23 protein-coding genes are annotated in these 25,433 nt (G+C 53.3%); 10 read left to right on the forward strand and 13 right to left on the reverse strand.

What is annotated here, in order from left to right; genetic code table 11:
* Positions 1-55: 55 nt before the first annotated feature.
* The gene (locus PJE062_RS17510; protein WP_083793281.1) at positions 56-559 is read right to left on the reverse strand and encodes a GNAT family N-acetyltransferase; all 504 of its coding nucleotides are present in this window, start codon (positions 557-559) and stop codon (positions 56-58) included.
* Positions 560-827: 268 nt separating this feature from the next.
* Between PJE062_RS17510 and yghU the strand changes: the two genes are divergently transcribed.
* The 3 genes from yghU to PJE062_RS17530 all read left to right on the forward strand — a co-directional run bounded on the left by yghU (position 828) and on the right by PJE062_RS17530 (position 4,745).
* Positions 828-1,694 carry a glutathione-dependent disulfide-bond oxidoreductase gene (gene yghU, locus PJE062_RS17515; protein WP_008550823.1) on the forward strand — a complete coding sequence of 289 codons (867 nt, stop codon included), beginning with the start codon at positions 828-830 and terminating at the stop codon, positions 1,692-1,694.
* Between the two features lie 677 nt (positions 1,695-2,371).
* Positions 2,372-3,907: a YjjI family glycine radical enzyme gene (locus PJE062_RS17525; protein ID WP_008551187.1), complete on the forward strand. Its 1,536-nt coding sequence runs from the start codon at positions 2,372-2,374 to the stop codon at positions 3,905-3,907.
* Positions 3,879-4,745, forward strand: a complete 867-nt coding sequence (locus PJE062_RS17530; protein ID WP_050773944.1) for a YjjW family glycine radical enzyme activase — start codon at positions 3,879-3,881, stop codon at positions 4,743-4,745. The genes PJE062_RS17525 and PJE062_RS17530 overlap by 29 nt, the downstream gene beginning before the upstream one ends.
* A gap of 16 nt (positions 4,746-4,761) precedes the next feature.
* Here PJE062_RS17530 and PJE062_RS17535 read toward each other — a convergent pair whose 3' ends face one another.
* The gene (locus PJE062_RS17535) at positions 4,762-5,409 is read right to left on the reverse strand and encodes a hypothetical protein (RefSeq protein ID WP_008550800.1); all 648 of its coding nucleotides are present in this window, start codon (positions 5,407-5,409) and stop codon (positions 4,762-4,764) included.
* 63 nt (positions 5,410-5,472) lie between these two features.
* Positions 5,473-6,381 (reverse strand): AraC family transcriptional regulator, encoded by a 909-nt coding sequence (locus PJE062_RS17540; protein WP_008551218.1) that lies wholly within the window; start codon positions 6,379-6,381, stop codon positions 5,473-5,475.
* 62 nt (positions 6,382-6,443) lie between these two features.
* Between PJE062_RS17540 and PJE062_RS17545 the strand changes: the two genes are divergently transcribed.
* Positions 6,444-7,334: a cysteine hydrolase gene (locus PJE062_RS17545; protein WP_247643133.1), complete on the forward strand. Its 891-nt coding sequence runs from the start codon at positions 6,444-6,446 to the stop codon at positions 7,332-7,334.
* Positions 7,335-7,442: 108 nt separating this feature from the next.
* The gene (locus PJE062_RS17550) at positions 7,443-7,922 is read left to right on the forward strand and encodes a hypothetical protein (protein WP_008550979.1); all 480 of its coding nucleotides are present in this window, start codon (positions 7,443-7,445) and stop codon (positions 7,920-7,922) included.
* Between the two features lie 37 nt (positions 7,923-7,959).
* Here PJE062_RS17550 and PJE062_RS17555 read toward each other — a convergent pair whose 3' ends face one another.
* From PJE062_RS17555 to PJE062_RS17595, 9 genes are all read right to left on the reverse strand, one after another.
* Complete coding sequence (locus tag PJE062_RS17555) at positions 7,960-8,715, reverse strand: SDR family oxidoreductase (RefSeq protein ID WP_008551060.1); 756 nt, start codon at positions 8,713-8,715, stop codon at positions 7,960-7,962.
* Between the two features lie 110 nt (positions 8,716-8,825).
* On the reverse strand, positions 8,826-9,305 hold the full coding sequence (locus PJE062_RS17560) for a type III secretion system chaperone (RefSeq protein WP_008550984.1): 480 nt from the start codon (positions 9,303-9,305) through the stop codon (positions 8,826-8,828).
* 168 nt (positions 9,306-9,473) lie between these two features.
* Positions 9,474-10,934 carry a hypothetical protein gene (locus PJE062_RS17565; protein ID WP_008551065.1) on the reverse strand — a complete coding sequence of 487 codons (1,461 nt, stop codon included), beginning with the start codon at positions 10,932-10,934 and terminating at the stop codon, positions 9,474-9,476.
* 109 nt (positions 10,935-11,043) lie between these two features.
* Positions 11,044-11,895 carry an ABC transporter permease gene (locus PJE062_RS17570; protein WP_008551028.1) on the reverse strand — a complete coding sequence of 284 codons (852 nt, stop codon included), beginning with the start codon at positions 11,893-11,895 and terminating at the stop codon, positions 11,044-11,046.
* Complete coding sequence (locus tag PJE062_RS17575) at positions 11,895-12,818, reverse strand: ABC transporter permease (protein ID WP_037037537.1); 924 nt, start codon at positions 12,816-12,818, stop codon at positions 11,895-11,897. The genes PJE062_RS17570 and PJE062_RS17575 overlap by 1 nt, the downstream gene beginning before the upstream one ends.
* Before the next feature lie 51 nt (positions 12,819-12,869).
* Positions 12,870-14,237, reverse strand: a complete 1,368-nt coding sequence (locus PJE062_RS17580; protein ID WP_008551176.1) for an ABC transporter substrate-binding protein — start codon at positions 14,235-14,237, stop codon at positions 12,870-12,872.
* Positions 14,238-14,266: 29 nt separating this feature from the next.
* Entirely contained in the window at positions 14,267-15,313 is a 1,047-nt protein-coding gene (locus PJE062_RS17585; protein ID WP_008551082.1) for an ABC transporter ATP-binding protein, read from the reverse strand.
* 377 nt (positions 15,314-15,690) lie between these two features.
* Positions 15,691-16,590, reverse strand: coding sequence for a hypothetical protein (locus tag PJE062_RS17590; RefSeq protein ID WP_008551106.1), 900 nt, complete (start codon positions 16,588-16,590; stop codon positions 15,691-15,693).
* A gap of 101 nt (positions 16,591-16,691) precedes the next feature.
* Entirely contained in the window at positions 16,692-17,174 is a 483-nt protein-coding gene (locus PJE062_RS17595) for a lysozyme inhibitor LprI family protein (RefSeq protein ID WP_008551162.1), read from the reverse strand.
* A 742-nt stretch (positions 17,175-17,916) separates the two neighbouring features.
* On the opposite strand from PJE062_RS17595, the gene PJE062_RS17600 reads away from it, so the two are divergent.
* The 4 genes from PJE062_RS17600 (at position 17,917) to PJE062_RS17615 (ending at position 24,222) form a co-directional block, all read left to right on the forward strand.
* Positions 17,917-19,617 carry a Na/Pi cotransporter family protein gene (locus tag PJE062_RS17600; RefSeq protein ID WP_008551041.1) on the forward strand — a complete coding sequence of 567 codons (1,701 nt, stop codon included), beginning with the start codon at positions 17,917-17,919 and terminating at the stop codon, positions 19,615-19,617.
* Positions 19,618-19,718: 101 nt separating this feature from the next.
* Positions 19,719-22,025, forward strand: coding sequence for a nitric-oxide reductase large subunit (locus PJE062_RS17605; RefSeq protein ID WP_008551014.1), 2,307 nt, complete (start codon positions 19,719-19,721; stop codon positions 22,023-22,025).
* 287 nt (positions 22,026-22,312) lie between these two features.
* Complete coding sequence (locus PJE062_RS17610; protein ID WP_008551038.1) at positions 22,313-23,662, forward strand: MATE family efflux transporter; 1,350 nt, start codon at positions 22,313-22,315, stop codon at positions 23,660-23,662.
* A 143-nt stretch (positions 23,663-23,805) separates the two neighbouring features.
* Positions 23,806-24,222 carry a hypothetical protein gene (locus PJE062_RS17615; RefSeq protein ID WP_008550995.1) on the forward strand — a complete coding sequence of 139 codons (417 nt, stop codon included), beginning with the start codon at positions 23,806-23,808 and terminating at the stop codon, positions 24,220-24,222.
* A gap of 8 nt (positions 24,223-24,230) precedes the next feature.
* Here the strand turns inward: PJE062_RS17615 and PJE062_RS17620 are convergent, their stop codons facing one another.
* Complete coding sequence (locus tag PJE062_RS17620; RefSeq protein WP_050773951.1) at positions 24,231-25,070, reverse strand: helix-turn-helix domain-containing protein; 840 nt, start codon at positions 25,068-25,070, stop codon at positions 24,231-24,233.
* 126 nt (positions 25,071-25,196) lie between these two features.
* Between PJE062_RS17620 and PJE062_RS17625 the strand changes: the two genes are divergently transcribed.
* Positions 25,197-25,433, forward strand: coding sequence for a DUF2061 domain-containing protein (locus tag PJE062_RS17625; protein ID WP_037037542.1), 237 nt, complete (start codon positions 25,197-25,199; stop codon positions 25,431-25,433).

Genomic DNA, 25,433 nt, shown 5'->3' on the forward strand with positions numbered 1-25,433 from the left:
GCCTTCAGATGTGACGTGGCGCCAAAGAAAAAATGAAACCTCTTGTTGCAAAGCCCTACAAAGCAGGATGGCGATAGACCAGATCGACAGGATCATGACGTTCTGCATCCGGGTCAATGACGGCACCCATACGTTCTGCAAGCTTGCGCGAACGCTCATTTTTTGGGTCGATGTAGCTGACCAGCGTTTTCAGGCCCAGCTCTTCAAAAGCCCATTTGCGCATCCGCATGGCAGCTTCCAGCGCATAGCCGTGCCCTTCAAAGCCATCATAAAGGAACCAGCCCAGCTCATGCTCAGGAAACAATGGTCCATGATTGAGCCCGACCTGACCAACGGTTTTGCCCGTTGTCTTGTCATCCACCATCAAAGCACCGTGACCAAACAAGACCCAATGCGCGATATCATGACTGAAGATGCCCCAGGTCACATGCCTTGGCGTTGGGCCGCCCATAAATTGCGAACGGTCTGATTGCATCAGCTGCTCATACTGCGGCCAATCCTCAATCGTCATCGGACGAAGGCGCAATCTTTCGGTTTCGAGGGTCGGTATCACAGTCATTTGATCAATCCAGCAATGAAAAAAGGAATCTCTGAGCGTATTGTCAGCGGCGAACAATATTTCGGCAGCTGCTTTGAAAAAAGCAATTTTTAATCTGGCGTGTTGGGAACTTTCAAGATGGACTATGCAGCAAGGCGTGTCAGCCAAGACCTTGTTTTTGATGGCACACTTGATTTTGTTAAGGACTCACCCATCTGTTGAGATGAAAAAGACAGCCGCATAGCTGTCCGTTCCCATTTGCTAATAATCAATACGGAGCCACAATTTCATGAGTGATAAGCAAGAGTATACCCCACCAAAGGTTTGGAAGTGGGAACAGAAAAACGGCGGCCAGTTCGCAAACATCAACCGCCCAATCGCTGGCCCAACCCATGACAAAGATCTGGAGGTTGGCAAGCACCCGCTACAGCTTTACTCGCTGGCAACGCCAAACGGCGTGAAAGTCACCATCATGCTGGAAGAGCTTCTGGCAGCAGGCTTTAGCGAAGCAGAATACGATGCCTGGCTGATCAACATCGGCGAAGGTGATCAGTTCTCCAGCGGCTTTGTTGGCGCAAACCCGAACTCCAAAATCCCGGCACTGGTGGACCACAGCACCGAAACACCAACCCGCGTGTTCGAGTCCGGTTCCATCCTGCTGTACCTGGCAGAAAAGTTCGGCGCCTTCCTGCCGAAAGATCCAGCAGCCCGCACAGAAGCCATGAACTGGCTGTTCTGGCAGATGGGTTCCGCTCCATATCTGGGCGGTGGTTTCGGCCACTTCTACGCTTACGCGCCAGAAAAGTTCGAGTACCCAATCAACCGCTTCGCCATGGAAGCCAAGCGTCAGCTGGACGTACTGGACCGCAATCTGGCGGAACGCCGCTTCATGGCTGGTGACGAGTACTCCATCGCAGATATGGCGATCTTCCCGTGGTACGGCGCACTAGTGCTCGGCTCACTCTACAGCGCTGCTGAGTTCCTCTCCGTTGACGAGTACAAGAACGTGAAACGTTGGGCGGAAGAAATCGCTGAGCGCCCTGCCGTTAAACGCGGCAAACGCGTCAACCGCACCTGGGGTGATGAGGACCAACAGGTCCCAGAACGCCACGACGCCAGCGACCTGGACCCAAAACCAGCCTCTGAAAGAGCGTAAATCGCGTAGTCAGAACTGAAAACGCAAAACCCGGCTTTGATGAGGCCGGGTTTTATTTTGCATACTTTAGCCGAAGAACGATTGCACCGTTCCAATCAGCAGTGGCAAGTTAGGTATCGCAGTAAAAATCGAGATCGATCCCAACAATAGCAGAGAAGAGACGTTCAAAAACACAAGGAGTGCCGCGATACATTTTCCCCGAAATTCCAAAGAACTAGCAAGATACAAGTTAAACAGATTCATAAGAACAAGCAGAGAGACAACAACCAGTGTGAAGCTGGTATCGACATGAACCGGAAGCGCAATCAGTAAGTTCCTCACAAACCTGATTAAGTAACCTAATACCCAAGGAATGAGCGTGTTATTCAACGCGAGCAAATGGTATTTGTTGCTCAGGTCTATTTCGATCACTCGATTAAATCGCATACCTACTCACTATCAATAAAAGTCGTCATCATTTTCACAGAGGCCCTTGCGGGTAACTGATGACTACCACGGTTCCACTCTATTCGATCATATGCACTTTATATGAGCCCGACTTGTAAGTGTAACTGGTATGTATTTCGATCCAGCCCTGTGCACCATCATTCTTTTCCAATCGGAAATTGCGGTAGTTCAATTCCTCGCCTGTCACACAGGTTTAAGATTTGTTCCAAAGAGCAAAAAGGAACGAACCCATGTCGGAGCTTCTCAAACGGTTTAAGGGCATTACGGAAGACCCTGGCCTCTCCTTTACGCAAAAGGCGCGTTATCTCTCGCTGGAGGCAGAAAACTCTCTGCCTTATCCTGACCTTGATGAGGAAACCGCCAAGGCACTGGAAGAGCGCGTTATCTGCGACATGTATGAGGGACATGCGCCCTTCAAACCGCGCTATGTGATGCCCGACTATTCCGTTGTTCTTGAGAAAGGCAGCACGTTCCTGGAGCTGGACCCAGCCACGACGCTGGATGAGGCCATCAACTCCCTCATGATTGCCTATCATCACGTGCCATCCGTCACCAACATGCCGGTGTTTATTGGCCGCCTCGACAATCTGCTGCTGCCATATTGTGATGATGTAAGCGATGAAGACCTTTATAAGAAGCTGAAGCTGTTCTGGCGCTATCTGGACCGCGTCCTGCCGGACGCTTTCATGCATGCCAATGTGGGGCCAACGGACAACCGTGTTGCCCGCACCATCATGCGCATTGATGCCGAGCTGAAGCAGATCGCGCCGAACCTGACATTCATCTGGGATCCTGACGTTAGCTCAGACGAAATCTTCTCTCAGGCTTGCCAAAGCATTATTGAATGCTCCAAACCGCACATCGCCAATAACCCACTGCATCAACCGCTGTTTGACGAATACGGCTACGGCGTCGCCAGCTGCTACAACGTGTTGCCACTGTGCGGTGGTGCGTCCACGCTCACCCGCATCAACCTGCGAGAAGTGGCGCGTCGCTCCAAAGATACTGCGGACTTCTTCGAAAATGTTCTGCCGAAGTACATTGATCTCAACTTCCGCCTGACAGAAGCGCGGATTGATCACCTCTTCAACAAATCCGGTTTCTTTGAAAGCTTCCTCGTGAAGGAAGGCTGGATCCGTAAAGATCGCTTCACTGCCATGTACGGCATCTTTGCCATGGCGCAGTGTGTTGACGAGCTGCAGGCCAAGGAAGGCCGTTCCGGTAAATACGGTCACGATGAGACAGCCAACCAGCTTGGGCATCGCATTTCCAAAGTGCTCTTCGAAGCTGTTGAAGCACGCCCAATGGAAAACTGTTGGCAAGGCAAGGCTATGCTGCATTCACAAGCGGGCCTCAGCGATGATGATGGTTGCACACCGGGTGTTCGCATCCCTTATGGTAGCGAACCAGATCCGGTCACACACGTACAGGCACTGGCAGAACACCATGCGTTCTATCCATCCGGCGTCTCAGAAATTCTGACACTGGATGAGACCATCGAGAACAATCCGGCAGCGCTGGAGCAGTTGGTCAAAGGCGCATTCCAGCTGGGGTTCCGTGAGTTTTCTGCCAACATCTCCAACAATGATCTGGTGCGTATCACCGGTTACATGGTGCGCTTGTCAGACATCGCGAAGTTCAAAGAATGTGGCGGGTCTCGCATCAACACAACTGTGCTGGGCGCCGAAGCGGCTGATAAAGGTAAAATACTGGAGCGCGCACCGCGGGTGATGAGCCATGAACTTGCCCCTCGCTACAGTCAGTAAGGTTTTAAAGTTCTCTTGCGTGGATGGGCCGGGCAACCGGCTTGTCCTGTTTCTGCAAGGCTGCAACTTCGCCTGCCCAACTTGCCACAATCCGCATACCATGAAGCTATGCAACGACTGCGGTGACTGCGTGCCAGAGTGCCCAACCGGCGCTCTGACCATCGTGCAAGGCAAGGTGGTACATGATCCAAGCATTTGCGACCAGTGTGATAAGTGCTTGGACGTCTGCCCCATCAATGCCAACCCTAAGGTGACACAGTACAGAGTTGATGATGTTCTGGCTCTGCTTTATCAGAACAAACCATTCCTGAATGGCATTACCATTTCCGGCGGTGAGGCAACTACGCAGCTGAAGTTCATCATCGCTCTGTTTACGGCTATCAAGTCCGATGAGAAGCTAAAGGATCTCACCTGCTTCATCGACAGCAACGGCTATCTGCCTGAAGCAGCATGGAAGACAGTTCTGCCTGTTACCGACGGCGTGATGCTGGACATCAAAGCCTTCGACAACACCCTGCACAGCCTGCTCACCACGCGCCAAAACGAACGCGTTCTGGCCTCCGCCAAGCTGCTCTTCGAGGCCGGTAAGCTGCATGAACTGCGCTATCTGCTCATTCCAGAACGCACCGATAACCCTGAAGAGATCAAAGAACTCATCAGTTTCGTAGAAGCCCTGAGCACTGACCTGCCCTTACGCCTCAACGCCTACCAACACCACGGCGTCAAAGGCGAAGCCCTCACATGGCCCACGATGAAGGAGCCAGATGTGGAACGCATCGCCGCGGAGTTGCGGTCAGCGGGGCTGACGAACGTGGTGACGCCAGCGGTCTATATTTGAATGCTGTTTAGCGTGGTCAAGTCAACACCATCATCGCACTAGTGTAGAAATTTCTGACTTCCATTACCCATGGTACCATTGCGAACAGAAAGACTGGCACGCGCAAAAATGGCTTATTCCATCGCTCGGTAATCAAACCAACAATCGCCGGTATCAGTAGATAAGTCGCAAGCATCATGACGGTTAGTGACGAAAAAGCCGTCCAATATGTAACCTGCGTCTTGTAATAATCTGCGACACCTAAATTTGACCAAATCCACACCCAGTAAAAAGGGCTGCAGCCTGCAAACATCAAAGCAAAAGCAGCAACTGCACTTCGTACTTCGAAATTCTTTGCCAGTGTAGAAATCGAAGGCTTGAGCAGGCAAACAAGAGCTAAACATACCAATGTAAACGGCAATCCTAATTGTAGAAATTTCCCAGCCTGTACCCATGGAGCATCAAGACTCGAAATTGCCTCAACTTCATTCAAAGAGCCTTGTACAACAACAATGCCAAGTATCTGCACTACACTGACAGCGAGAAATTCTTTAGGCTTAAGCAAGCGCAACGCAATAAGCATGATTGGAAACGTGAAAATAATTAGGTCACGTGCACCAAGCTCTGAAAAACGAGCCAACGCTTCCCACGCGGTAAAACTCGCGACACTCACAACTTCCAACATCTTCAATCACCAAATGCACAAATAAAGTCGTAGCGATGATAGGCGTTTAAGCAGTTGCTGCAATTAATTTTTCCGCTGCATCCGGAACTTCTGCGGTGAGATGCCGATGGCGGCTTCGAAGGCGCGGGAGAAGGCACTGCGGCTGCGAAAGCCGATGAGGTGGGAGACGCGCTCAATAGGGTGGTCGGTCTCCAGCAGCATGGTGGCGGCACGGCGCATGCGGACATCTCGCAGCAGCTCCATAGGGCCACTGCCATAAGCTTCCTGAAAGCGTTTAGCAAAGCCGCTGCGGCTCATTCCAGCAAGGGACGCGAGGCTTTCCACGGAATGTGGCTCGCCCGGTGTGTCGAGGATATGGCGAAGCACTGGCCACATGCGTGGGTCACGCAGCGCGGCCATCCATTCCAGTCCGCCATGCTGATCATTGAAACGGCGGCGCATCAGCTCGATCATGCATTGCATCAGGAGTGCACGTACCATAGCAAGACTGCCCGGCGCCGGGTTGGCGAGTTCCAGAAGCAATCGGCGGATCGGCGCTTCGCAGGCATCTTCACCGGCCTGATACTCAACAATCGGTTCCTGCACCAGATCAATCAGATTTTCCATTTGCCGCAGACTGAGCGAAATGCGGGAGCAGATGGCGATGAGCTGGCCTTTGTCCTGGCTTTCACTGCTATGGATCAGATGCGCCATTTTCAGCTTGTCCGGATTGCAGCTGGGGATCGGGTCCTGAACCTGCCCAAAACTGCGCAGCACGTGCTTTTTGAGCGCGGGCACAAGGATCAATGAGCCTTTGCGCACGGGGATCGCGGGACGTCCAGGAAGCACCAGCTCCCCTTCCCCGGCCAGCACATAATGCAAGGTCGCCAAAGGATCTTTGTCCAGATCGAGGTCACAGGCGCCATTCAACTCACACAGAGCAAACGGGTGAGCCTGTATCTCCATTTCATCAAGAATAAAATGCATATCCATGCAGTCATCTATAACGGCCCAAGCGATGGAATGATACATATCAAGACGAAAAGGTACCAATTTTGGACCATAAGGCACATGGCATCTCCCATCTTCTCATCATCAAACATGAGAAGGAACAGACGATGTGTAATGACCATGATCACAAGAAAACACTCAGCCGCCGTGATGCTCTGCGCGGTGGCCTGACCGCTGCTGCAGCTGTCGGTGGTGCGGCAGTTGCGGGTGTCGCCCACGCCAAAGCACAGGACAAAGTGAAAGACCCATACGCACCACCAGCAAAGTCTGTTCTGCCTCCAAGTGACATGAAGCTGGACCTGAGCCGCGCTGCACTTGTGGTGACTGACCCTCAGAATGACTTCCTGTCTCCTGATGGCGTAACCTGGGGCGTTGTAGGCGAGAGCGTGACCCGCAACAACACCGTAAACAACATCGAGCGTCTGTTCAAAGCTGCAAAGGCAGCGGACATCACCGTGGCTGTTTCTCCTCACTACTACTACCCAACTGATCACGGCTGGAAGTTTGAAGGCGCGCTGGAAAAGCTGATGCACAACATCGGCATGTTCGATCGCAAAGGCGCACTCAACGTGGACGGCTTTGAAGGTTCCGGTGCGGACTGGCTGGACGTGTACAAGCCTTACATCAACGACGGCAAAACCATCGTTACCTCTCCGCACAAGGTTTACGGCAACGACACCAACGACCTTTCCCTTCAGCTGCGCAAGCAGGGCGTGGATCAGGTGATCCTGGCTGGTATGTCTGCTAACCTTTGCACCGAGAGCCACATGCGTGAGCTGATCGAGCAGGGCTTCGAGGTTGCTGTGGTGAGTGATGGCACAGCGGCAGCTGTTATTCCTGATGGTGATGGCTATCTGGCTGCTCTGACCAACTTCCGCTTCATCGCGAACGCCGTCTGGACAACGGACGAAGCTGTTAAGCTGCTTCAGGCTTAACCAGCAAACGCACCGCCTACCTCCTCAGGGCGGTGCGTTTTTGCTTCTCCTGATACGAACACCCATATTTGAACTGCACTCTTAAATGATTTCAGGTAGATAAGAGCTATGGCTCAAAAGACAAAAATTGGCCGCCGGGTTGGTGGCTGGCTCTACCTGCATCGCTCTGGTGTCGATCTGCTCGCACCAGAAGACGCTGACCGACTGGCGCAGGTTACGACAAAACACCCGGATACACCGTGGAACCTTTGCAAGATCGCGAAGGACAAGGTCTCCTTGCTGCACTACGAAGATTTTGAAAGCTCTGGCTTCCCTGCCCTGCTGCATTCAATCACCTTCGATCTTGCCGCCCAAACCAGCAAATCCATCGACTATTCCAAGCGCGATAACCCGCCAATCCTGCATCGAAAAGAACTGCTGCTGCCGGATAACGATCCCAACATCCCGATGTACGCTGCTTTGACGAAGGCTGCTGAAGAGGCTGGCTTGTTTGAAAAGCCTGCTGGCATTGGCACGCGCAAAGCATGGGAGAAGCGGATCGCAGATGCAGGGCTTCAGCTTCAGGGACACAAGCTCCTGAAGAAGTAAAGGGAGGCAATGCCTCCCCTATTAGTGGTCTCAAGATTTAAACCAGCCGGATAGACACCCCGCCATCTGCAGTCATTGCGCTGCCCGTTACAAAACTTGCACGATCTGACAGCAAGAACAGAGCGGCCTGCGCAATCTCTTTTGGGTTTGCCATGCGTTTGAGGGGATGAAGGTTGGAGATAAAGGCATGGCCTTCCGGGTCGTCACCTGCCATGGCTGTTTTCGTACCGCCCGGCAACAGAGCATTTACCCGGATGCCATCCGGTCCATGATCAGCCGCCAATGATTTCACCAATCCAACCAAGCCCGCCTTGCTCGCCGCATAGGCTCCCATGCCCGGCATGCCGCTGTTTGTGTGACCAACGAAGGATGAGGTGAAAACAATGGCGCTCTGACTGGCGTTTTTGAGCACCGGAATCTGCGCCTTGGCTGCATAGAAGGCACTGGTCAGATTGGTGCGCAGCACGCCGTTCCAGTTGTCCGTATCCATCTCCGGCACCGGCTCCATGTCTCCCATGATGCCCGCATTGTTGAAAGCGCCATGCAGTCTGCCGTAGGTGTTGAGAGCATGCTCAACCAAAGCGGCAGCATACGCCTCATCCGTGACATCTCCGGCAAGATAGGTCGCCGAGCCGCCCTGCTCGGTAATACCGCTCGCCAGTTTGGCAAGCTCAGCTTCGCGTCTGGCACCCAACACAACATTGGCACCTTCTGAGGCGAAGAGTTCGGCGGCAGCAGCACCGATGCCGCTGCTTGCGCCTGTTACGATAATCGTCTGACCATGTAGTTCCATAGTTCCCTCCAGTGGTTCACTGGAAGAACTATTGAGCGACACGCAGCCAAAACCCACCCGATTTGCGAGACTTCAGATCTTAAGCAAATCCGAAGTCTCGCACCGGCTGTTTAAGGCATCAGGTATTGCATCTGGGAGCTCAGGTTATCGACCGGCATCTCCGGCATGGAGACTGGATCATCTGACGGGAACTTGGCCAGCTCCACCAGTTCCTGAACCCAGAAGCTGGTGTACTTCACAAACAGCTTCACTGTGTCAGCAAACTCTTCAGCTGAAAGCTTGTCTGCCTGAATAGCCTGTGTCAGCAGCACTTCGGAGCTGCGCAGGTTGATGGAAAGCGCTGCCGCGCCTGTTCCAATGCCGTTGTAGTTTGCCTCCAGCAAGTGCTGGTAGAGCGACTTTGGTACGCTGTTCAGGTTCGCCAGTTTACTGTTCAACCGGATGACGTTTGTTTTGAAATCCAGAACCTGAAAAAATACCTCGATCTCACCATCAACGGTCAATGAGCAGATGTTTTCGCTGTCCAGTTTCAGGTCAGACAATCCGATTGTCTCGCCAAACTGCCGGATTACGGTTTCAACCAGTTCCATATGATGCCCCTTTTGTTTTGAAAGGCCATTTGCGTCTCCTGCTCGCAAATGGCGCAAAACCCAGCGCTTTTGAGCCTCATGCAAGGTTACAAAAGACGCTGGGTGTTGAATTACTCGAGAGGGTGCCCAAGCAGTCTGCACTGCTTTTCCTCTCGTGTTATCGTGAGTTTAAAGAGTTAACTTCCCGGTGAAGGTATGCTCAAACGAGCTGTCCAACAGCTCGAGTTCACCGCGCGCGGCTGCTTCACCAGAGATGAGAATCTCACCATCTAACTGAATGGAGAGCGCGCTCGAAATGCCGCTTGCTTTCTCTTCATCAGTGTTCGCAGCATGGATTGGATTGCGCGGGTCAAACAAAACGGTGTTCCCGTTTTCATCCTTGATCCCAACGGCCAGCAGCTCCCAATCAATCGCAACTTTGAAGTCACCACTTTCCGTCTTGGTGACCGTATACTCCGCGCCACCAACCTGTTTACCAGGATTTTCAACCTGCCTCACACCGTCAGAGCCGTGCACATTCGCAAAGGCATACTCTTTAGGTGCTAATGTAAGGCGAACAACCTGACCATCATCATTCACCATCTTGGAGGACAGGTCTCGCCAACCATACTGGTGCACGACACTGGAAAGAACCTTTGTGGCCTCATCAGAACCGGTAAACTCCCGGGCAAACGCAACAGATTCAGCGACCTTTGCAGGTGCCTCATCCGGCCCTCCGGTATTGGTTGTATTGTGCGTGCGGTCACCATCTACAAAGTTGATGTTTGAACGCGGCCAATCAGCCACCGCTTTGGTGGAGACATCTACACCACCAACATTCTCAAAACTACCTTTTGTCAGATAGTTCTCGCCAGTATGCTTGAGTACTTCTCCGGGTGTCTCATTGTGATCACCCCGGAAAATCTGGACGTCGTTGCGCGTTGTGTTCACCGTGCCATCATCAGCAACCGGGAAAAGCCCTTGGGATACGCTTCGAACGTCCGCAAGCGCCTGACCTTTCAGCTCATTCTTAACCAGCTTCAACGCAGTAGGAATTTCGCTTTTGACGTCTTCGATAAAGTTGATTTCCGCACTGAGGTCACTGACGGACATCAGGCCGGATTTCACCAGCCCTTCTGAAATATGCAGCGAACGCACTGCATGCGCAGAATGGTCACGAACAAGGCGTTCGCCATCCTCTTTGAAGTCGTGAAGGCGGATTGCTTCACGGTCTTGCGTTGAAAGCTGAGAGGCGGCTTCCTGCAGTTTTTCAGAAACGAACGCACGTGGGTTTTCTGGCTGCAGGTTTTCTGCCACGCTGTGCAGCTGCGTAAAGCTCTGATAAGCCTCCACCAACCTACCGTCTTTCAAGCTGCCTATAATTTCAGAAGCAGCGCCCTTTGCTGCATTCTGCTGACGCTCAATGACCGCATCGGCCCGAGCTTGCTTCCAATCGTTGTACTTGCTGGAAACACTGTCAAAAAATCCGGATATTTTGCTGGTGAAATTATTCCAGCCCTCACTAATCCGCGTTCCAAGTGATTTTGAAACTGTATGACCGTCCAGCTCTGCCGCCTGTTGAGCTGCCGGTGCATTCACTTCAAGTGGGGCATGGTGCGTAGAAACACCGCCAACTGAAATGTCTGTCATATCTAATGCCTAAAGTTCTTCCGATGCCGGACTCTAACCAACGGCGCTCCCTTTAGGTGTGTTGAACAAGACAGACTTCTGTTTTTAAAGTCCCTAATTTTTCAGGGTATTACTCCGCCAGCGGATAGTTCCGGATAAAGCGGTCTGTGAAGATCAGCAGGATGATGCCGGGGATAGAGGCGATCAAGGCGATGCCTGCGCCAGTTGCGTCCAGTGCGCCACCGGAAATTTTGGCAAACAGCAGTGTTGGCAGGGTGATGATCTGACCCTGACCGATGAAGAACGTCAGCAAAAACAGGTTGGTTGAGACCAGGAAGGTGAACAGGCAGCCTGCAATGACACCCGGCAGGATCATGGGCAGCGTGACACGGAAGAAGATCTGCCTGCGATTGGCGCCAAGAACGCGGGCATGGTCTTCCGCGTCCGTTCCATGGCCCTGATAGACAGCTGTGAGCATCCGCACCATGTAGGGAATGGTTGGGATCAGATGGACCACAATCACACCCGCATACGTACCTGCAAGACCCAGCGCGATGAAGATCATCAGCAAAGCAATACCAATGGCAGCTTCTGGCAGAAGAAGCGGCAGAGCGATCAAAAACTCCAGTTGGCTCTTACCACGGAAGTTGCGCTGCGCCAGTACGCGCGCAGCGGGCAGACAGATGAGCAGGCACAGCAGGGTCACCGCAATGCCGATGCCGAGTGTATTGAGGGTTGCCTCCCCAACGCGGGAGCTTGGCGAAAACACATAATCCCATGCCAACGGAAATGGCGAGCGTTCACGCTGCTCATGCCACCACACTGTTGGCAGAATGTTCGGCCACGCCCAACGGAAGGCCAGTGACTGGATGATCAGTGGTGCAAATGGCGCGATGGTGAAGGTTGCCATGGTCAGCACGAGGAGGCGCTGCCAAGGGCTGATCACCTTAAGATCGCGGAGTTTGGAAGTCTGACCAATCATCACACACGCCCCCGTGCACGTTCCCATCTGCGGTAGCCCAGCAAGTAAGCACCGAGGAAGACACCGGAAACCAAGGCCAGAGACACAACAACAGCCATGCCTTGCAGCTGGAATGCGTAATTTGCATCCTGAAAGTATCGCCACGCCAGAACCGGCAGCGTATCCGGATAGCCACCGCCCAGAATAAACGGAGCTTCAAAAGCGCCGATGTTGAAGGCGAAGCAGATGAGAGAGGCGGAGACAATGCCCGGCATGATCTGTGGAAGCGTGACGCGCCAGAAAATCTGCCTGGAACTTGCTCCCAGCACCATGGCAGCCTCTACCGTATCCTCCCCTTTGCGGGCCAGAACAGCAGAGAGGGTCAGTGTCATGAATGGCACCTGCTTCCAGACATAAACGGCGATAATCCCGCAGCCCCAATGGGTTTTGAGGATCTGCACAAACTGTGAAGGATCATCAATCAGGCCAAGCCCGGCAGAGATGCGAGAGAGCAGGCCTCCATTGCCCAACATCACCAATGCCAGTGCGATGCCAACCGTATAAGGCACCATCAATGGCAGGCGAATAAGAGCTCCAAACAGGCGGGACGCTTTGAACTTTTTGGAAAGCGCAATGCTCAACGGAACGGAGAGAACGAGGCCAATCAGCGTTGCCGCGAAACCGTAGTACAGCGTCAGCCCGAGAGAGACCCAGAAATCGGAGGAAAGCCAGAGGCGTTCATAATACTCAGCGGTTGGAAACTCATTGATGCCAAACCACGGCGCATAGCCAAAGCTTTGCAGAACACCCAGTACAACGGCGCCTCCAAACAGCCCCAGTAAAACCACGAGCAGTGGCGTAATTTCTGCAATGTCCCGCAGGTTCTGCATAAATGCAGGAGAGGCAGAAGTGTTGGAGTGAGCTGAAAGCGCCTTGGGCATCATCAATCGTTTCATAAAGGAGTGGATGGCAGCAGCCCGCCATCCGCAAGACTATTAGTTGTTCAGTTCACCAGAAACCTGCGCCACGATGTCGGCCAGTGGCTTGTCTTCCTTGCGCTCGATCACTGCCAGCCAGGTGGCCTCGATCACATCAACAAGGCTTGCGTTGGTGTCTGGTGCAATGTTGTCGTCCAGCTGCTGCTGCGTGACGCCGTAGTGAGGCGGTGCGGAAGCTGCGATTTCAGCAGACTCTTCCTCGCTCAAACGCCACAGATCCAGACCAACCGGCATACCTGCTGTCTTCAGTTTGGAAGCCTGAGCTTCCGCTGAAGAGAAGTAGTTGATCGCCACAAGAGCGGCCGCCGGATGCGGGCTGTTGAGTGGTACGGCAAGGTAGTTCTTATTCTTGATCATGTTGCCAGCCGGGAAGATCATCTCTTCCGCCTGCTCTGGATAGGCACCGGTGATCAGGCCGTTATGGTTGCCGAACACACCGAATTTACAATTGAAGTGAACCTCAGAATTGAGGAACAGATTGTCCAGTTCACCAGAGTTTTCCGGGTAGCGTGGCTTGCCAGAGGCACCACCAAGCAACAGCGGTTCGATGCTCTTCAGATACTCAATGCCCGGTTCCATCAGGCGTGCCAGTTCTGCGCCGCCCAGCTCCTCAAAGCTCTTCTGGTACGGCTCTGCGCCAGTTCCATCCGGGTTGTGCGCATAAAGCACGGACTGCACGAAAGTGTTGCCAAGGTAATGCGGTGGCTTCACATAGGTGAACTTGCCTGGGTTGGCTTCCAGATAGGCCTTCAGCTGCGCAAAGGTCGCCGGAGTGTTTTCTGCGGAAACATGAGCGCGGTTGACAGAACACACATACTGCTCACCAGACCATGGCATTTCCTGAAAACCAGTCTCTACGCCAAAGTCACGCAGGTTGAGGAGAGAACGCGGATCGTTCTCATCCCACTCAAAGTTCACAGAGTTTGGAAGGCGATTGGCAAAAGCTCCCCACAGCGCATTCTGCTGCTTCAGAGAGTAAAAATTCTCGCCGTTGACCCATACCAGATCCACACTGCCCTGCTCTTCACCGCGACCAGCGGCCAGTTCAGCGATCACCACGTCCACGGTGTCCTTGGTGGCTGTGATGCGAACCGGGTTGAGGCGCACGCCTTCTGCAGCCAGTGCAGGGGTTGCCACCTGATCCACCCACAGGTTGATGATGTCAGAGCCGCCCCAGTAGTAGAGATTGACGGTGCCTTCCTCACGGGCTTTGGCGGTCACATCTTCCCACCCCAGATTGCCTTTCAGGAACTCACTGCGGAACATGCCCGGTGCGTTCTCTGCCTGCGCAACGCCGCTCCAGCTGACAACAGCGAGCGTGCTTGCAAGAAGCATCTGTCTGGTGAGTGATTTTGTTCTTTGCATAAATTGCCCCCAACCGGTTCTTCAGCCGCTTATTGCAGCAGCCAAATTTGTTCTGGCGGTAGTGTCACAGTAACCGCATCGCCTGTTTTTCTTTTGATTGTAGATGCTTCTTCAACAGTCAGAGATCCCTCTCCCACCTGAAGCGTGTAGCGCATCATCGCGCCAAGAAATTCTGCTCGTGTGATTGTACCGGAAAACGCATTATTCTGCGGTGCTTCGCGGCACTCTCCAATCTGAATACTCTCAAACCGCAACATAGCCTTGGAGGGCTGCATTCCACCCCAGGCAGATGCTTCCCCCAAACTAAGCTGACCAAACGGGCTGTCGATATGACTTTCTGAAGTACGCGTACACTCAAAGATGTTGGAATGCCCCATAAAACGGGCGGTCTGCTCATTTGCAGGGCGCTGATAAATCTCATCGGGCGCTGCAAGCTGCGCAACCTTGCCATCAAACATCACCGCAATCCGGTCCGCCAGATCCATGGCTTCGATCTGGTCGTGAGTAACGAGCAACGTTGTCATGCCATACTCATCATGCAGGTCGCGGATGAACTGGCGCATTTCACTGCGCAAAAGAGTATCAAGGCTCGCCATCGGCTCATCCAGCAACAGCACTTCCGGCTTGGTCACCAGCGTTCTGGCAATCGCCACGCGCTGCATCTGCCCACCAGACAGTTGAGATGGAAAGCGCTTGGCAAAGGCTGAGAGACGCACAATCTCCAGCATCTCACCCACTTGCCGCATCTGCTCCTCAGCAGACATACCGCGCACGGACAGCCCAAACGCCACGTTCTGCTCAACCGTCATATGCGGGAACAGGCCAAAGCGCTGGGAAACAAGGCCGACTTTTCGTTTCTGGACAGGCAGATTAGTCACATCCTGACCATTGAACCAGATGGAACCTGAGGTCGGTTGTTCCAGCCCGCAGACCATGCGCAGGCTCGTGGTTTTGCCGCAGCCGGAAGGCCCCAGCAGCACCAGAAACTCGCCGCAGGCCACATCAAGATTGATGGCATCAACCGCAGGTGCTCCGGAGAACACTTTTGAGAGGTTTTTAAGCTGAACCTGCGTCACACGGCGCCTCTTCACTCATCTTGATCGGGACGTTTGCGTCCATCTGCTGTTATTATTGTTGTTTTCAAGCGGCAGTGAAACCTGCGCAATAGCGCTAACCTCTCCAATATTCCGGAGGGTGTCAGGATTCTCCTGTCAGTTGAGTGATTTGCACACTATGCCAGCCCATTGCTGACGGTACAGTAAAACCGGCGTGAGTTTGGCGTTATGATGGCTGGCTTACAGATAATCAGCGGCTCGCCCACACCCAAGGCTGTTCATTTCACGCACACTCACCGCAAGCAAGCTCACGCATCTTGCTTTGCCCGCTTATTCAAGCCTTTCTGGTTACAATGGAAATTGCAGTAGGTGACACCAAACACTGCGCTGAAAGCTGATCAAGCATCATCCGTAGCGAACGCAAACCAGAACTGTTCTGCCACCGATTTCGTCTGTGAATAGATTTTGCGGAAAGGACTGGGATAGTTGGCTTTGGCGAACGCGATATCACCTTCCAGAAAATGCCTGCGATAAATCCCTTCCAAGTCCTCCGAGATCACCGCAGCCCTGTCGCTCTGGCGGCAGTACTCTGCAGCGCATTTCATCAGATGCGCCCGTAAACCTTCATCCTCAATTTTCGCCAGATGCTGGATCACGGAAAGGCCCGGGTCGGATTGAGGTTGTTCGGTGCACTCTGTCAGGTCTTCACCACCAAGCAACTTCAACTCAAAGAACTGGTTGAACTGCCCTGCCAGCTCAGAGGCTTTGGTCTCAGCAGCTTCCCAGGGCACGAAGGTGGTGTCAGCCTTATCCAACTGGTTCGCGATGGCTTGCCAGGAGAAGGCATCCGTCACAGCCAGATTGGCAAACTCATGGAAGTTGTTGCGTGAGGCATATCCAGTCTGGCTTTGCAAAAAGCAGGAGATCAGGAAGTCTGTTCTTTCGCGCAGAACCACAAGCGTCTTCACGGAGATATCGGCCCGCTGCAACCCTTCCACCAGTTGCACGTAGCGCTTCAGGTGCGGATAAAAGCCACCTTTCTGAAAGGGCCTGCCCATCAAGCGTTCACAGGAAAGCCGATAGGTCTCCATATCAGGCCGGTAAACAGCTTCCTGAAACAGCTCCGCCAGCTGAGAGGCCTTGGGTTTGATCAAGCGATCCTCATAGAGCTTCATGAAGCGGCTGTTTTCAAAGTGCGCAGGGTCTACAAAACGCTCCGGATCCTTAGCATATAGCTGTTGCTGGAGCGCGGTAGAACCTGTTGTGTGCGCACCGATATGGATCAGAACCTTTTTCATCAGCACAGACCTTAAGAGACGAGCATCCGCTCAGCCTAAACACATTGGCCTGTACTGCTATTCCTAAATATTGGCCCCTTTAAAGAGAGAGGCCATGTTCGTCAGTGAGGACCAACTTCAGCAAGAAACTGCTCAAGCTGTAAGCTGCGCACCGCTGTTTGATCCCCCATGCAAACCGACATGGTAAGCGGGGCGTGAGTGCCGCCTTCATAGATCAGCGCATTGGCCGAGCAGGTGTCATCACGAAACTTGATCCAGTTGCGCTGTGCACTCTTCAGGCTTGCTTGCACATTGGTGCTCGCAATATCCATAATCTCATAGTAGGCCGCGTTGAGACGCTGATCCCAGACCGCATACTCCTGCACGGCGCAGTAGATCATGTGGCTGTTCTGATACTTGGTGCCGATGCACTGTTCCATCACCTCACCAAAACAGGCCATCGCCGGATAACCACCGCCCTTTTCTTCAACGCATTTGGCAATTGTCGTGACTTGCTCTTCTGTCGGCTCATCCGCCGCCTGCACAGAAGTGCCAAGCAACAGTGCTACAGGCAAAGCCAGCATTATGGTGCGCGTAAAACTCATAGAAGCCTCAAAGTAATTGTTACCGTAAAACTTGATAGGTGATCTGCTATGAGAAACTACTAACCTGATTCAGTAGAAAACGCCTAGGTAATCTCCGCGCAAGCTTGGAGATATCCTTTCACCCTCACTGATCACCTCTTGAGTTTGAAACATTGCTCTCAAGGGGGCCTGATCATCCAACCCGTTACATGCAGCAGTCTTCCTCCAACTCAGGCAAAAGCGAGTCAGATAGAGGAAATTCAGCAAAATAGTCGCCACATTACGCTTTTGTGAGAGGCTGGGGAAAACGCACCTCGTGCGCATTTTCAAGCAGCGACTCGCGATTACTTTGCCAACTAATATTAATTCAGAAAATTCAATAGGTTGGACTTATCTGAAGGAATTGGTTGCCCAATAGCAAAGTGATCACGAAAGGCCTCAAAAAACGCACTTATTGCGTAAATTTCTCGCCATAATTGAGCTTAACATATTGAGTTATCGACATAACTGTCTTAAGTTATTTATCAAATCATTGAGGTGGCTAATTTTAGTTGCCGGATCGATTTCAAGAATCCGCAAGAGCTCCCAAGGCGCGCGATGCGATCACTTGCTTTCCCTCTCGTCATTTCCGGGGGAAGCGAGGGATCTCGCATATTCTGATAGTCCGACAACATCTGCTTAAAGACCTTTGCCGCACACCACGACAACTGCGTTTAAGTGAGCCTCCTATTAATAACCGCGAGAGCTGAATCCGGAGGCTGTGATGAGCAGTTTTGAAATACTTCTACACCTTGCTGCAGGTATTTCCCTATTGTTTTGGGCAACCAGAATGATCCGGACTGGCGTTGAGCGCGCGGTTGGCCAGAAGTTTCAGGGCTGGATGCAGCAGGCCTCCAAAAACCGTTACACTAGCTTCACCACCGGCTTTCTGGTTTCCATCATTTTGCAAAGTGCGACGGCAACGGCCATTCTTGCCCGCGGGTTCATCAGCAAAGGCTCCATCACACTGGCCGCAGGCCTCGCCATCATGCTGGGGGCGGATCTGGGCTCCACGATGGTCGTGCAGGTGCTTTCCCTTGACCTGAGCTGGCTGCTGCCGGTCTGTCTCGTTGTGGGTGGCGCTTTGTTCTCCCGCGGCAGTACGCGCACCATGCGCCAGACAGGCCGTATCATTATCGGTGTGGGCCAGATGTTGATCGCACTGTCCTTCATCAGCATGGCTTCTGAACCTCTGCGCGAAAGTGGCTCACTGCCAGTCATCTTAAACTTGCTGATTGGTGATCCGTTTGTGGCAATCATCACCGCTGCTGCCCTCACATGGCTATTGCACTCTTCTGTTGCTGTTGTGCTGATGATCATGACACTGGCAAGCACCGGTGTTCTGCCGATGGAAGGCGCACTGCTCTTCATTCTGGGTGCCAACATCGGCTCCAGCATTATTCCACTGGTGTTGACCATGAGCGACAGTGCAGAAGTGCGCCGTGTTCCACTTGGCAACATGATCTTCCGTGTGGCTGGCGTGCTGATCACCCTGCTTCTTATGCGCTTTGATGTGCTCACCATCGATATGCTGGGTGACGACCCTGCCCGCGCCATCGCCAACTTCCACAGTGGTTTCAACCTGGGCGTCGTCCTGCTCGGCATTCCAACAATCGGCCTTGTGGCTCGACTAACCAAGCTCATCATTTCCGATAGTGCTGGCCAATCAGAGGAAGACGCCGTCATGGAACGTCTCAGCCTGCTGGACCGTAAGCTGCTGGAAACGCCTGACCTTGCCTTCAATGCTGCCACGCGCGAAATGCTGCATATGAGCGAGAAGGTGGAAGCCATGCTGCGCGGCGTGATGGTGGTGTTCCGGGGGGATGATGCGCAAACAGCCAAGCGGCTGATGAAGATGGATGATGAGATCGATGATCTGCACCGTTCTATCAAAGAATACCTGACGGATGTAACCACCCAGTCCATGAGCGATGAGGACTATCAAAAGTATACTGAGCTCATGAACTACTGCGTCTGTCTGGAACAGATGGGTGACGTCATTCAGCGTAATCTGCTGGTGCTGGCTGAGAAGATCTCCGGCCTGAACAAGGAATTCTCTCAGGAAGGCTGGAAGGAAATTAAGGACCTGCACGCCGCTGTGCTGCAAAACCTGCAGATCTCCCTGCGCGTGCTCATCACCCGCGATCCGGATCTGGCACGGGATCTTGTTTCCCGCAAAGTGCTGGTGCGTGAGCTGGAGTACAAGAGCCGCGAAGCACACCTGCGTCGCCTGAGTCAGAACCGCAAATCCAGTCGGACCACCAGCTCCATCCATCTGGAAACCATCAGCGATCTGAAGTACCTGAACGCGCTGTTGACCACCGTGGCCTACCCAATTGTTGAGGGCGAAGGTGAGCTGCTGCGCAGCCGATTGGCCAACGAACCGCAAAAAAGTCAAAGTGACATGCTACCCGCTGCCACCTGAACGCCTCTCCTAACTTTGAGGGAGGCACGGCCTGAATCAGATTGATAATCTGATTTGAAACGCAAGCCAGTGTTTCCCCCGAAGGTCAGGAGCAGCAAGCCATGTTTGACAAGGACTATGATGTAACCTTTTCACTCAAACGGCTTTGGATACTTCTCGGCGTAGGTATGGTCCTCGCCTTTGGTGTCCTTCTCTTTTTTGGCGCTGAAATCTACCGCATGAAACCACCTATTCCCAATATGGTGGTCTCAGACAGCGGCGATGTGATTTACACGAAAGATGATATCGAAGAAGGCCAGAACGTCTGGCAATCTCTGGGCGGTATGCAGCAAGGCAGCATCTGGGGGCATGGCAGCTACGTGGCGCCAGACTGGTCCACGGACTGGCTGCACAGAGAAGCGCTGGCACTGCGGGATGTTTTTCACCGGGCACGGGTCGGCACAGGCTACACCCCGCCAAGCGATGAGCAAAAAGCTTTCCTTCAGGTTCTCATTGAAGAGGAGATGCGGCGCAATCGCTACAATCCTGCCAATGAGACCATTACCATTTCAGATGATCGGGCTACGGCCGTCAAACAGGTGGAAGATCATTTCACACGGCTGTTTGCCTCCTTCGACAACATCGACGGGCAAAACCTTCGCGATGATTATGCCTTTCCTCCCAACATTCTGATCACTCCCGAACAAGCCCAAAAACTCTCCGCCTTCTTCTTCTGGACCTCCTGGAGTTCGGTAACCAACCGTCCAGATGACACCATCACCTACACCAGCAACTGGCCCCATGAACCACTGGTTGGCAATCAACCAAGCGGTGCTGCGTTCATTTGGACCATCATCAGCATTCTCCTGCTGCTTGGCTGTGCTGGTGCGCTGTGCTTCTACTACGTCCGCCAATACGATCTGTGGCGCGAGCGGATCATTCCGGAAGGCGGCGCTGCCGCGAAAAACCCTCTGGCGAATGTGAAGATAACCCCTTCTATGCGGGCGACAGCCAAATACTTCTGGGTGGTTGTGGGCCTCATGATCGCGCAGGTCGCGCTTGGCATCCTCACGGCGCACTATGCTGTTGAAGGTCAGGATCTTTATGGCATTCCGCTGGCAGAGATCATTCCTTACTCCATCTCTCGCACCTGGCACACGCAGCTCGCTGTGTTCTGGATCGCGACAGCCTGGTTGGGCACAGGCCTGTTCATGGCCCCGCTGCTTTCCGGCAAGGATCCCGCCTATCAGACACTCGGTGTCAACTTCCTCTGGATTTGTCTGATCATCATCGTGGTGGGCTCGTTTGCGGGTGAGTGGCTCGGGGTGAACCAGTTCTTCTCCCGCACCATGAATTTCTGGTTCGGTCATCAGGGCTATGAGTATGTTGATCTGGGTCGTTTCTGGCAGATCTTCCTCTTCATCGGGCTCCTGCTCTGGCTGGTACTTGTGCTGCGTGCGCTTTATCCGGCCCTAAAAGGCGGCCACAACCGCAGCCTCATTGCCTTGACGTTGCTCTCAGCCACCGCGATCGGCTTGCTCTACGGTGCCGGTCTGTTCTGGGGGCAGAACTCGCATATCAGCGTTATGGAATACTGGCGCTGGTGGGTGGTGCATTTGTGGGTCGAGGGTGTCTTTGAGGTGTTCGCGACAGCCATCATCGCACTCATCTTCGTCAACCTGAAGCTGCTCCGGGCCTCCACTGCAGCGGTTGCAGTGATCTTCGCCACCATCATCTTCATGTCCGGCGGTGTTCTGGGCACGTTCCACCACCTCTATTGGAGCGGCACACCGATTGGCGTGCTGGCGCTGGGGGCCGTATTCTCAGCGCTGGAAGTTGTGCCACTGCTGGTCATTGGCTTTGAGGCCTACCAGACCCATAAACTAGAGCAGAACACCAAGTGGATCGAGCACTACAAATGGCCGCTCAACTTCTTCGCTTCTGTTCTGTTCTGGAACCTTGTTGGCGCCGGTTTGCTCGGCTTCTTCATCAACCCACCATTGGCGCTCTATTACATGCAGGGCCTCAACTCCACACCGGCGCACGGTCATGCGGCCATGTTCGGGGTTTATGGATTACTGGGCATTGGCTTGATGCTGTTCTGCCTGCGCTCACTCATTCCCGACAATCGGTGGAGTGACAAGTGGCTGCAGCAGGCGTTCTGGGGGCTCAACATCGGTCTGGCCATGATGTTGGCGCTCTCACTGATCCCGCAGGGCATCTATCAGGCATATATCAGCTTTACTGAGAGCTACTGGCTTGCGCGCGCTCCGGAGACAATCCACGGTCCGGTGATGACCGCATTGGTCTGGGCCCGCGTACCGGGAGACCTGGTCTTCGGCTGGGGTATCTTCGCCATCGTCATGTTCATGTATCGCGCTTACTTTGGGGAACCTATCAACGAGAAAGAACAGGCGGCAAAAGCCTGATTATCAGTTCTTGTAGTCTGCTACATGATGACTTTTGAGCCTCGCCCGCTTAGCCGGCGAGGCTCAAAAACGTAGCGGCCTAAGCCATTTGTGGCGCCTCGGCAACACATGCATTCATTCTGTGTATAGCCATGTGCATCGCGTAAAAGTGTCTCTACAACCTTTGATAGCTATATATACTGATTTCGATTTTTAGTTTTATTTCCGTAAGGTACATTTTCTAATTGCTTAGATTTCCGCTGTTTCATCATGAACTGACGCGGGTTCTGCGCATTTCAGGTCCATTAATGCTGGCTATGTCTGGCCGGACTCTGATGATGATTGTAGATCGACTGTGTCTCGCCGCCTACTCAGAACAGACGCTCACGGCTTCCGGCCCCGCTGTCTTCATGGGCATGTCCGCAATCTCTTTCTTCTCTGGTGTCACGCAGATTGGCCGCTCGGTTATTGCTGAAGCATATGCACGCAGCGGGATTGAAGCGGCCCACAAAATGGGAGGCAGGCTGTTTGCCGTCGCCATTCTGTGCGTGTTGGGCCTCATTCTCACATTGCCGTTGCTGATGAACATCTCCCAGCTCAGCGGCAGACCAGACGAAGTGGTTGCGCTGGAAAATGTCTACCTCAGCTGGGCCATGCTGTTTGGCTCCATCATGATTTTGGATAGTGCTGCCAGCTGTTACTTCGGCGCCATCGGCAACACCCGCCTCATCTTCAAAGCCAGCCTTGCAGGGCAACTGGTCGCCATGCCCATGACTTATCTGCTGGTGTTTGGTGCCTATGGCTTTCCGGAGCTGGGCATGGCTGGGTCTGCCATTGGCACAGTCCTCGGCTCACTTGCGGTGCTGATTGTCTATCTCCGAAAAACACCCCGCGCCTTGCGGGTTGCGGCCTGGAAAGAAGCCCGGGCCTTGCTCAGCAAATCCCGGCGAGCGCTCGACGTCCTCGCCCTATTCAAGCGTGGCATGCCCCTTGGCGCCCATGACAGCACGGATGAGATCGGCAACACGGCAATCATCTGGGCCGTCGCCATTGTGGGCACCACGGCGCTGGCTGCCAACAACTTCAACGTCATCCTCAATTACATCGGCATCGTGCCTGTGGTTGGTATTGCCAATGGGGCGACAATCCTATCCTCACAGGCTATTGGCCGCAATCAGTATGATCGCATTCCCAAGATCATCAGCGCCTCGCTGTTTGTCGCGTTTTCGTATGTGGCGATTGTCACGGTGATCCTGCAAAGCTTTGACCGGGAGATCACCTCACTGTTCTCCCTTGGCAGTTACGGGCAGGATATCTTCGAGCTCTCCGTCTCCGTCACTTCGCACATCTGGTACTATGCGGTTGCGTTTGCTGTGTCTTTCATCGCCAGCGGCATGTTGCAGAGTTTTCATCAGAACACGTTTGTCTTCAAAACCCGTATCCTCACTATGTGGTTCGGCAGCGTTCCGGCCTCGTACCTGATCGCGTACAACTGGAGCATCGAGGAAGGGGCGCTTCAGCTCATCTGGATCTCGCTGAGCACCTTTGAACTCGCTCTCGGCCTGCTGTTCACCGCCAAGATCTTCTCATGCCTGAGAGACCGCAATGTCCCCGGAGATCTATGGGAAACACCAATTAAGAGAACAGAGGTCACTTAATCCACAGCTTAATATTAGATTTATCTAATTTATAAAGCTGTCCCTCTGGAAATTTCGGATCAACCGGTTCTACGCTAACCGGAGCACGAGCAACTTCGCCCGTGCTTCCTTAGCTCAACCTCACAATTTCCAAAGAGTGCATCATGTTTTCTCAAAGCAGTTACCAACGCTTATTCAGGTTCTTTTGCATCTATGATGTTCTGGCACTGGCACCTTTTGCCATCCCCTTCATCAACAGTGCCCACATAGAAACGTTGAGCAGCCTCAATGTGGCGCTAGGAGGTCAGACATGGCCTGTTTTTCTGTCAGTTCAACTGCTGTTCGGGCAGATGCTCGGTGTATTGGGAACAGGATGGACGATTTGGCGTTGGCGCAACTTTTCAGTTTCCATCGGCAGATATGAAGGCATATTGCGGCTCTTCTTCGCCGCCTCCATGCTTTGGGCCTATGCTCTCTCCCATCACCCAATCCTGCTGATGTTTGCTGTGATCGATGGTGTTGGAGGAGTTCTGCATCTGGCCTCACCGCAAAGGCAGCAGATCAGTCAACGAACAGCATAACAGCCAGACTACTGAATGAGCGTCTCAACGTAATCCGCCACATCTCTGGCGTCTACGGAGGCCTCGCGAACAAGCCAATCGAAGTGGTCGGTCAGAGAACTGACCCGCTCCGCTTCCCGGAAGGCGAGGTAATACTGGCCCACATAAATCACCGCCAGATTGGGACCGAAGATGGTGATGGGGGCGCTGAACACCTTGTGCGCATCAAACAGAAACAAGCGGAGACGAGGAAACATCTGGCGGCAGGTGTCCGCAACAAACTGTAGTTGTTCACGGCGGGTGTCTTCATCCAGATGCGCATAGTAGCCAATGCCCTGGGCGCAGGCCTGTATCTCGTGCAGCGGTATGGAGATTTCATAGTCTGACTGGCGTGAGCGTAACCAATCCAGCTGGCCGCGGATGGACCCAACCACTTCTTCCGCATCCAGCCCGCGAAATGAGGCGTACTCCCAGGCCAGCATTCTGTCTGTTTTTAAGATATCCGGCAGGGTAGCGGGCACATGGCGCACTTTCAGACCGGTTGCTTCCTTGTGCCAGTTGAGAATCTGCTCATCGACAGAAGAGCGCTCAGCCGGGCTCATGGCCATGGCTGCTGCGATGATGTCACCGGGACGCTCCGGTCTGTTGGTCAGTCCCAGCAACCAGTCGGCACTCACACCAAGGGACGCAGCAAGGTCTGCCAGCAACTGGCTGTTGGGCAGGCGCGGGATTTCGTTGTTCAGCAACTGGCCGATGGTCGAGCGATCCACACCGGCATTTCGGGCCAGCTGGCTGCGTGTCACATCCGCCTGCGCCATGGCCTCAGTCAGACGGTTTTTAAACAAAACAGCCCTGTCACGCTTGTCCATCAAAATCACCATTGCAGAATAAAATCACCAAAATGAATTTATTGCAGCTCAAATACCAAATGTCCAATCCGCATTTTTTCCGGTAGCAACGAAGACAGGACTTACATTCTTACCCGGATTTCGCAGATGGATTCAGCCTCACGTATTTTTACAAAATCAGTTACCTGGCAGGTCATGGGTCTCGTCTCTATGACGTTGATCGGCTTTGTGTTTACCGGCTCAGTCACCGTGGGCGGAAGCATTGCAATTGTCAGCTCCATCCTCGGCTTTATCTTCTATTTCCTGCATGAGTTGGTTTGGTCCAACATCAAGTGGGGTCGCAAAATCACTGTCCCGGAAGCCCAGCAGGAGAGCCAGAGCTGA

Source organism: Pseudovibrio sp. JE062 (assembly GCF_000156235.1).
In the GTDB taxonomy this organism is placed as follows: Bacteria; Pseudomonadota; Alphaproteobacteria; order Rhizobiales; family Stappiaceae; genus Pseudovibrio.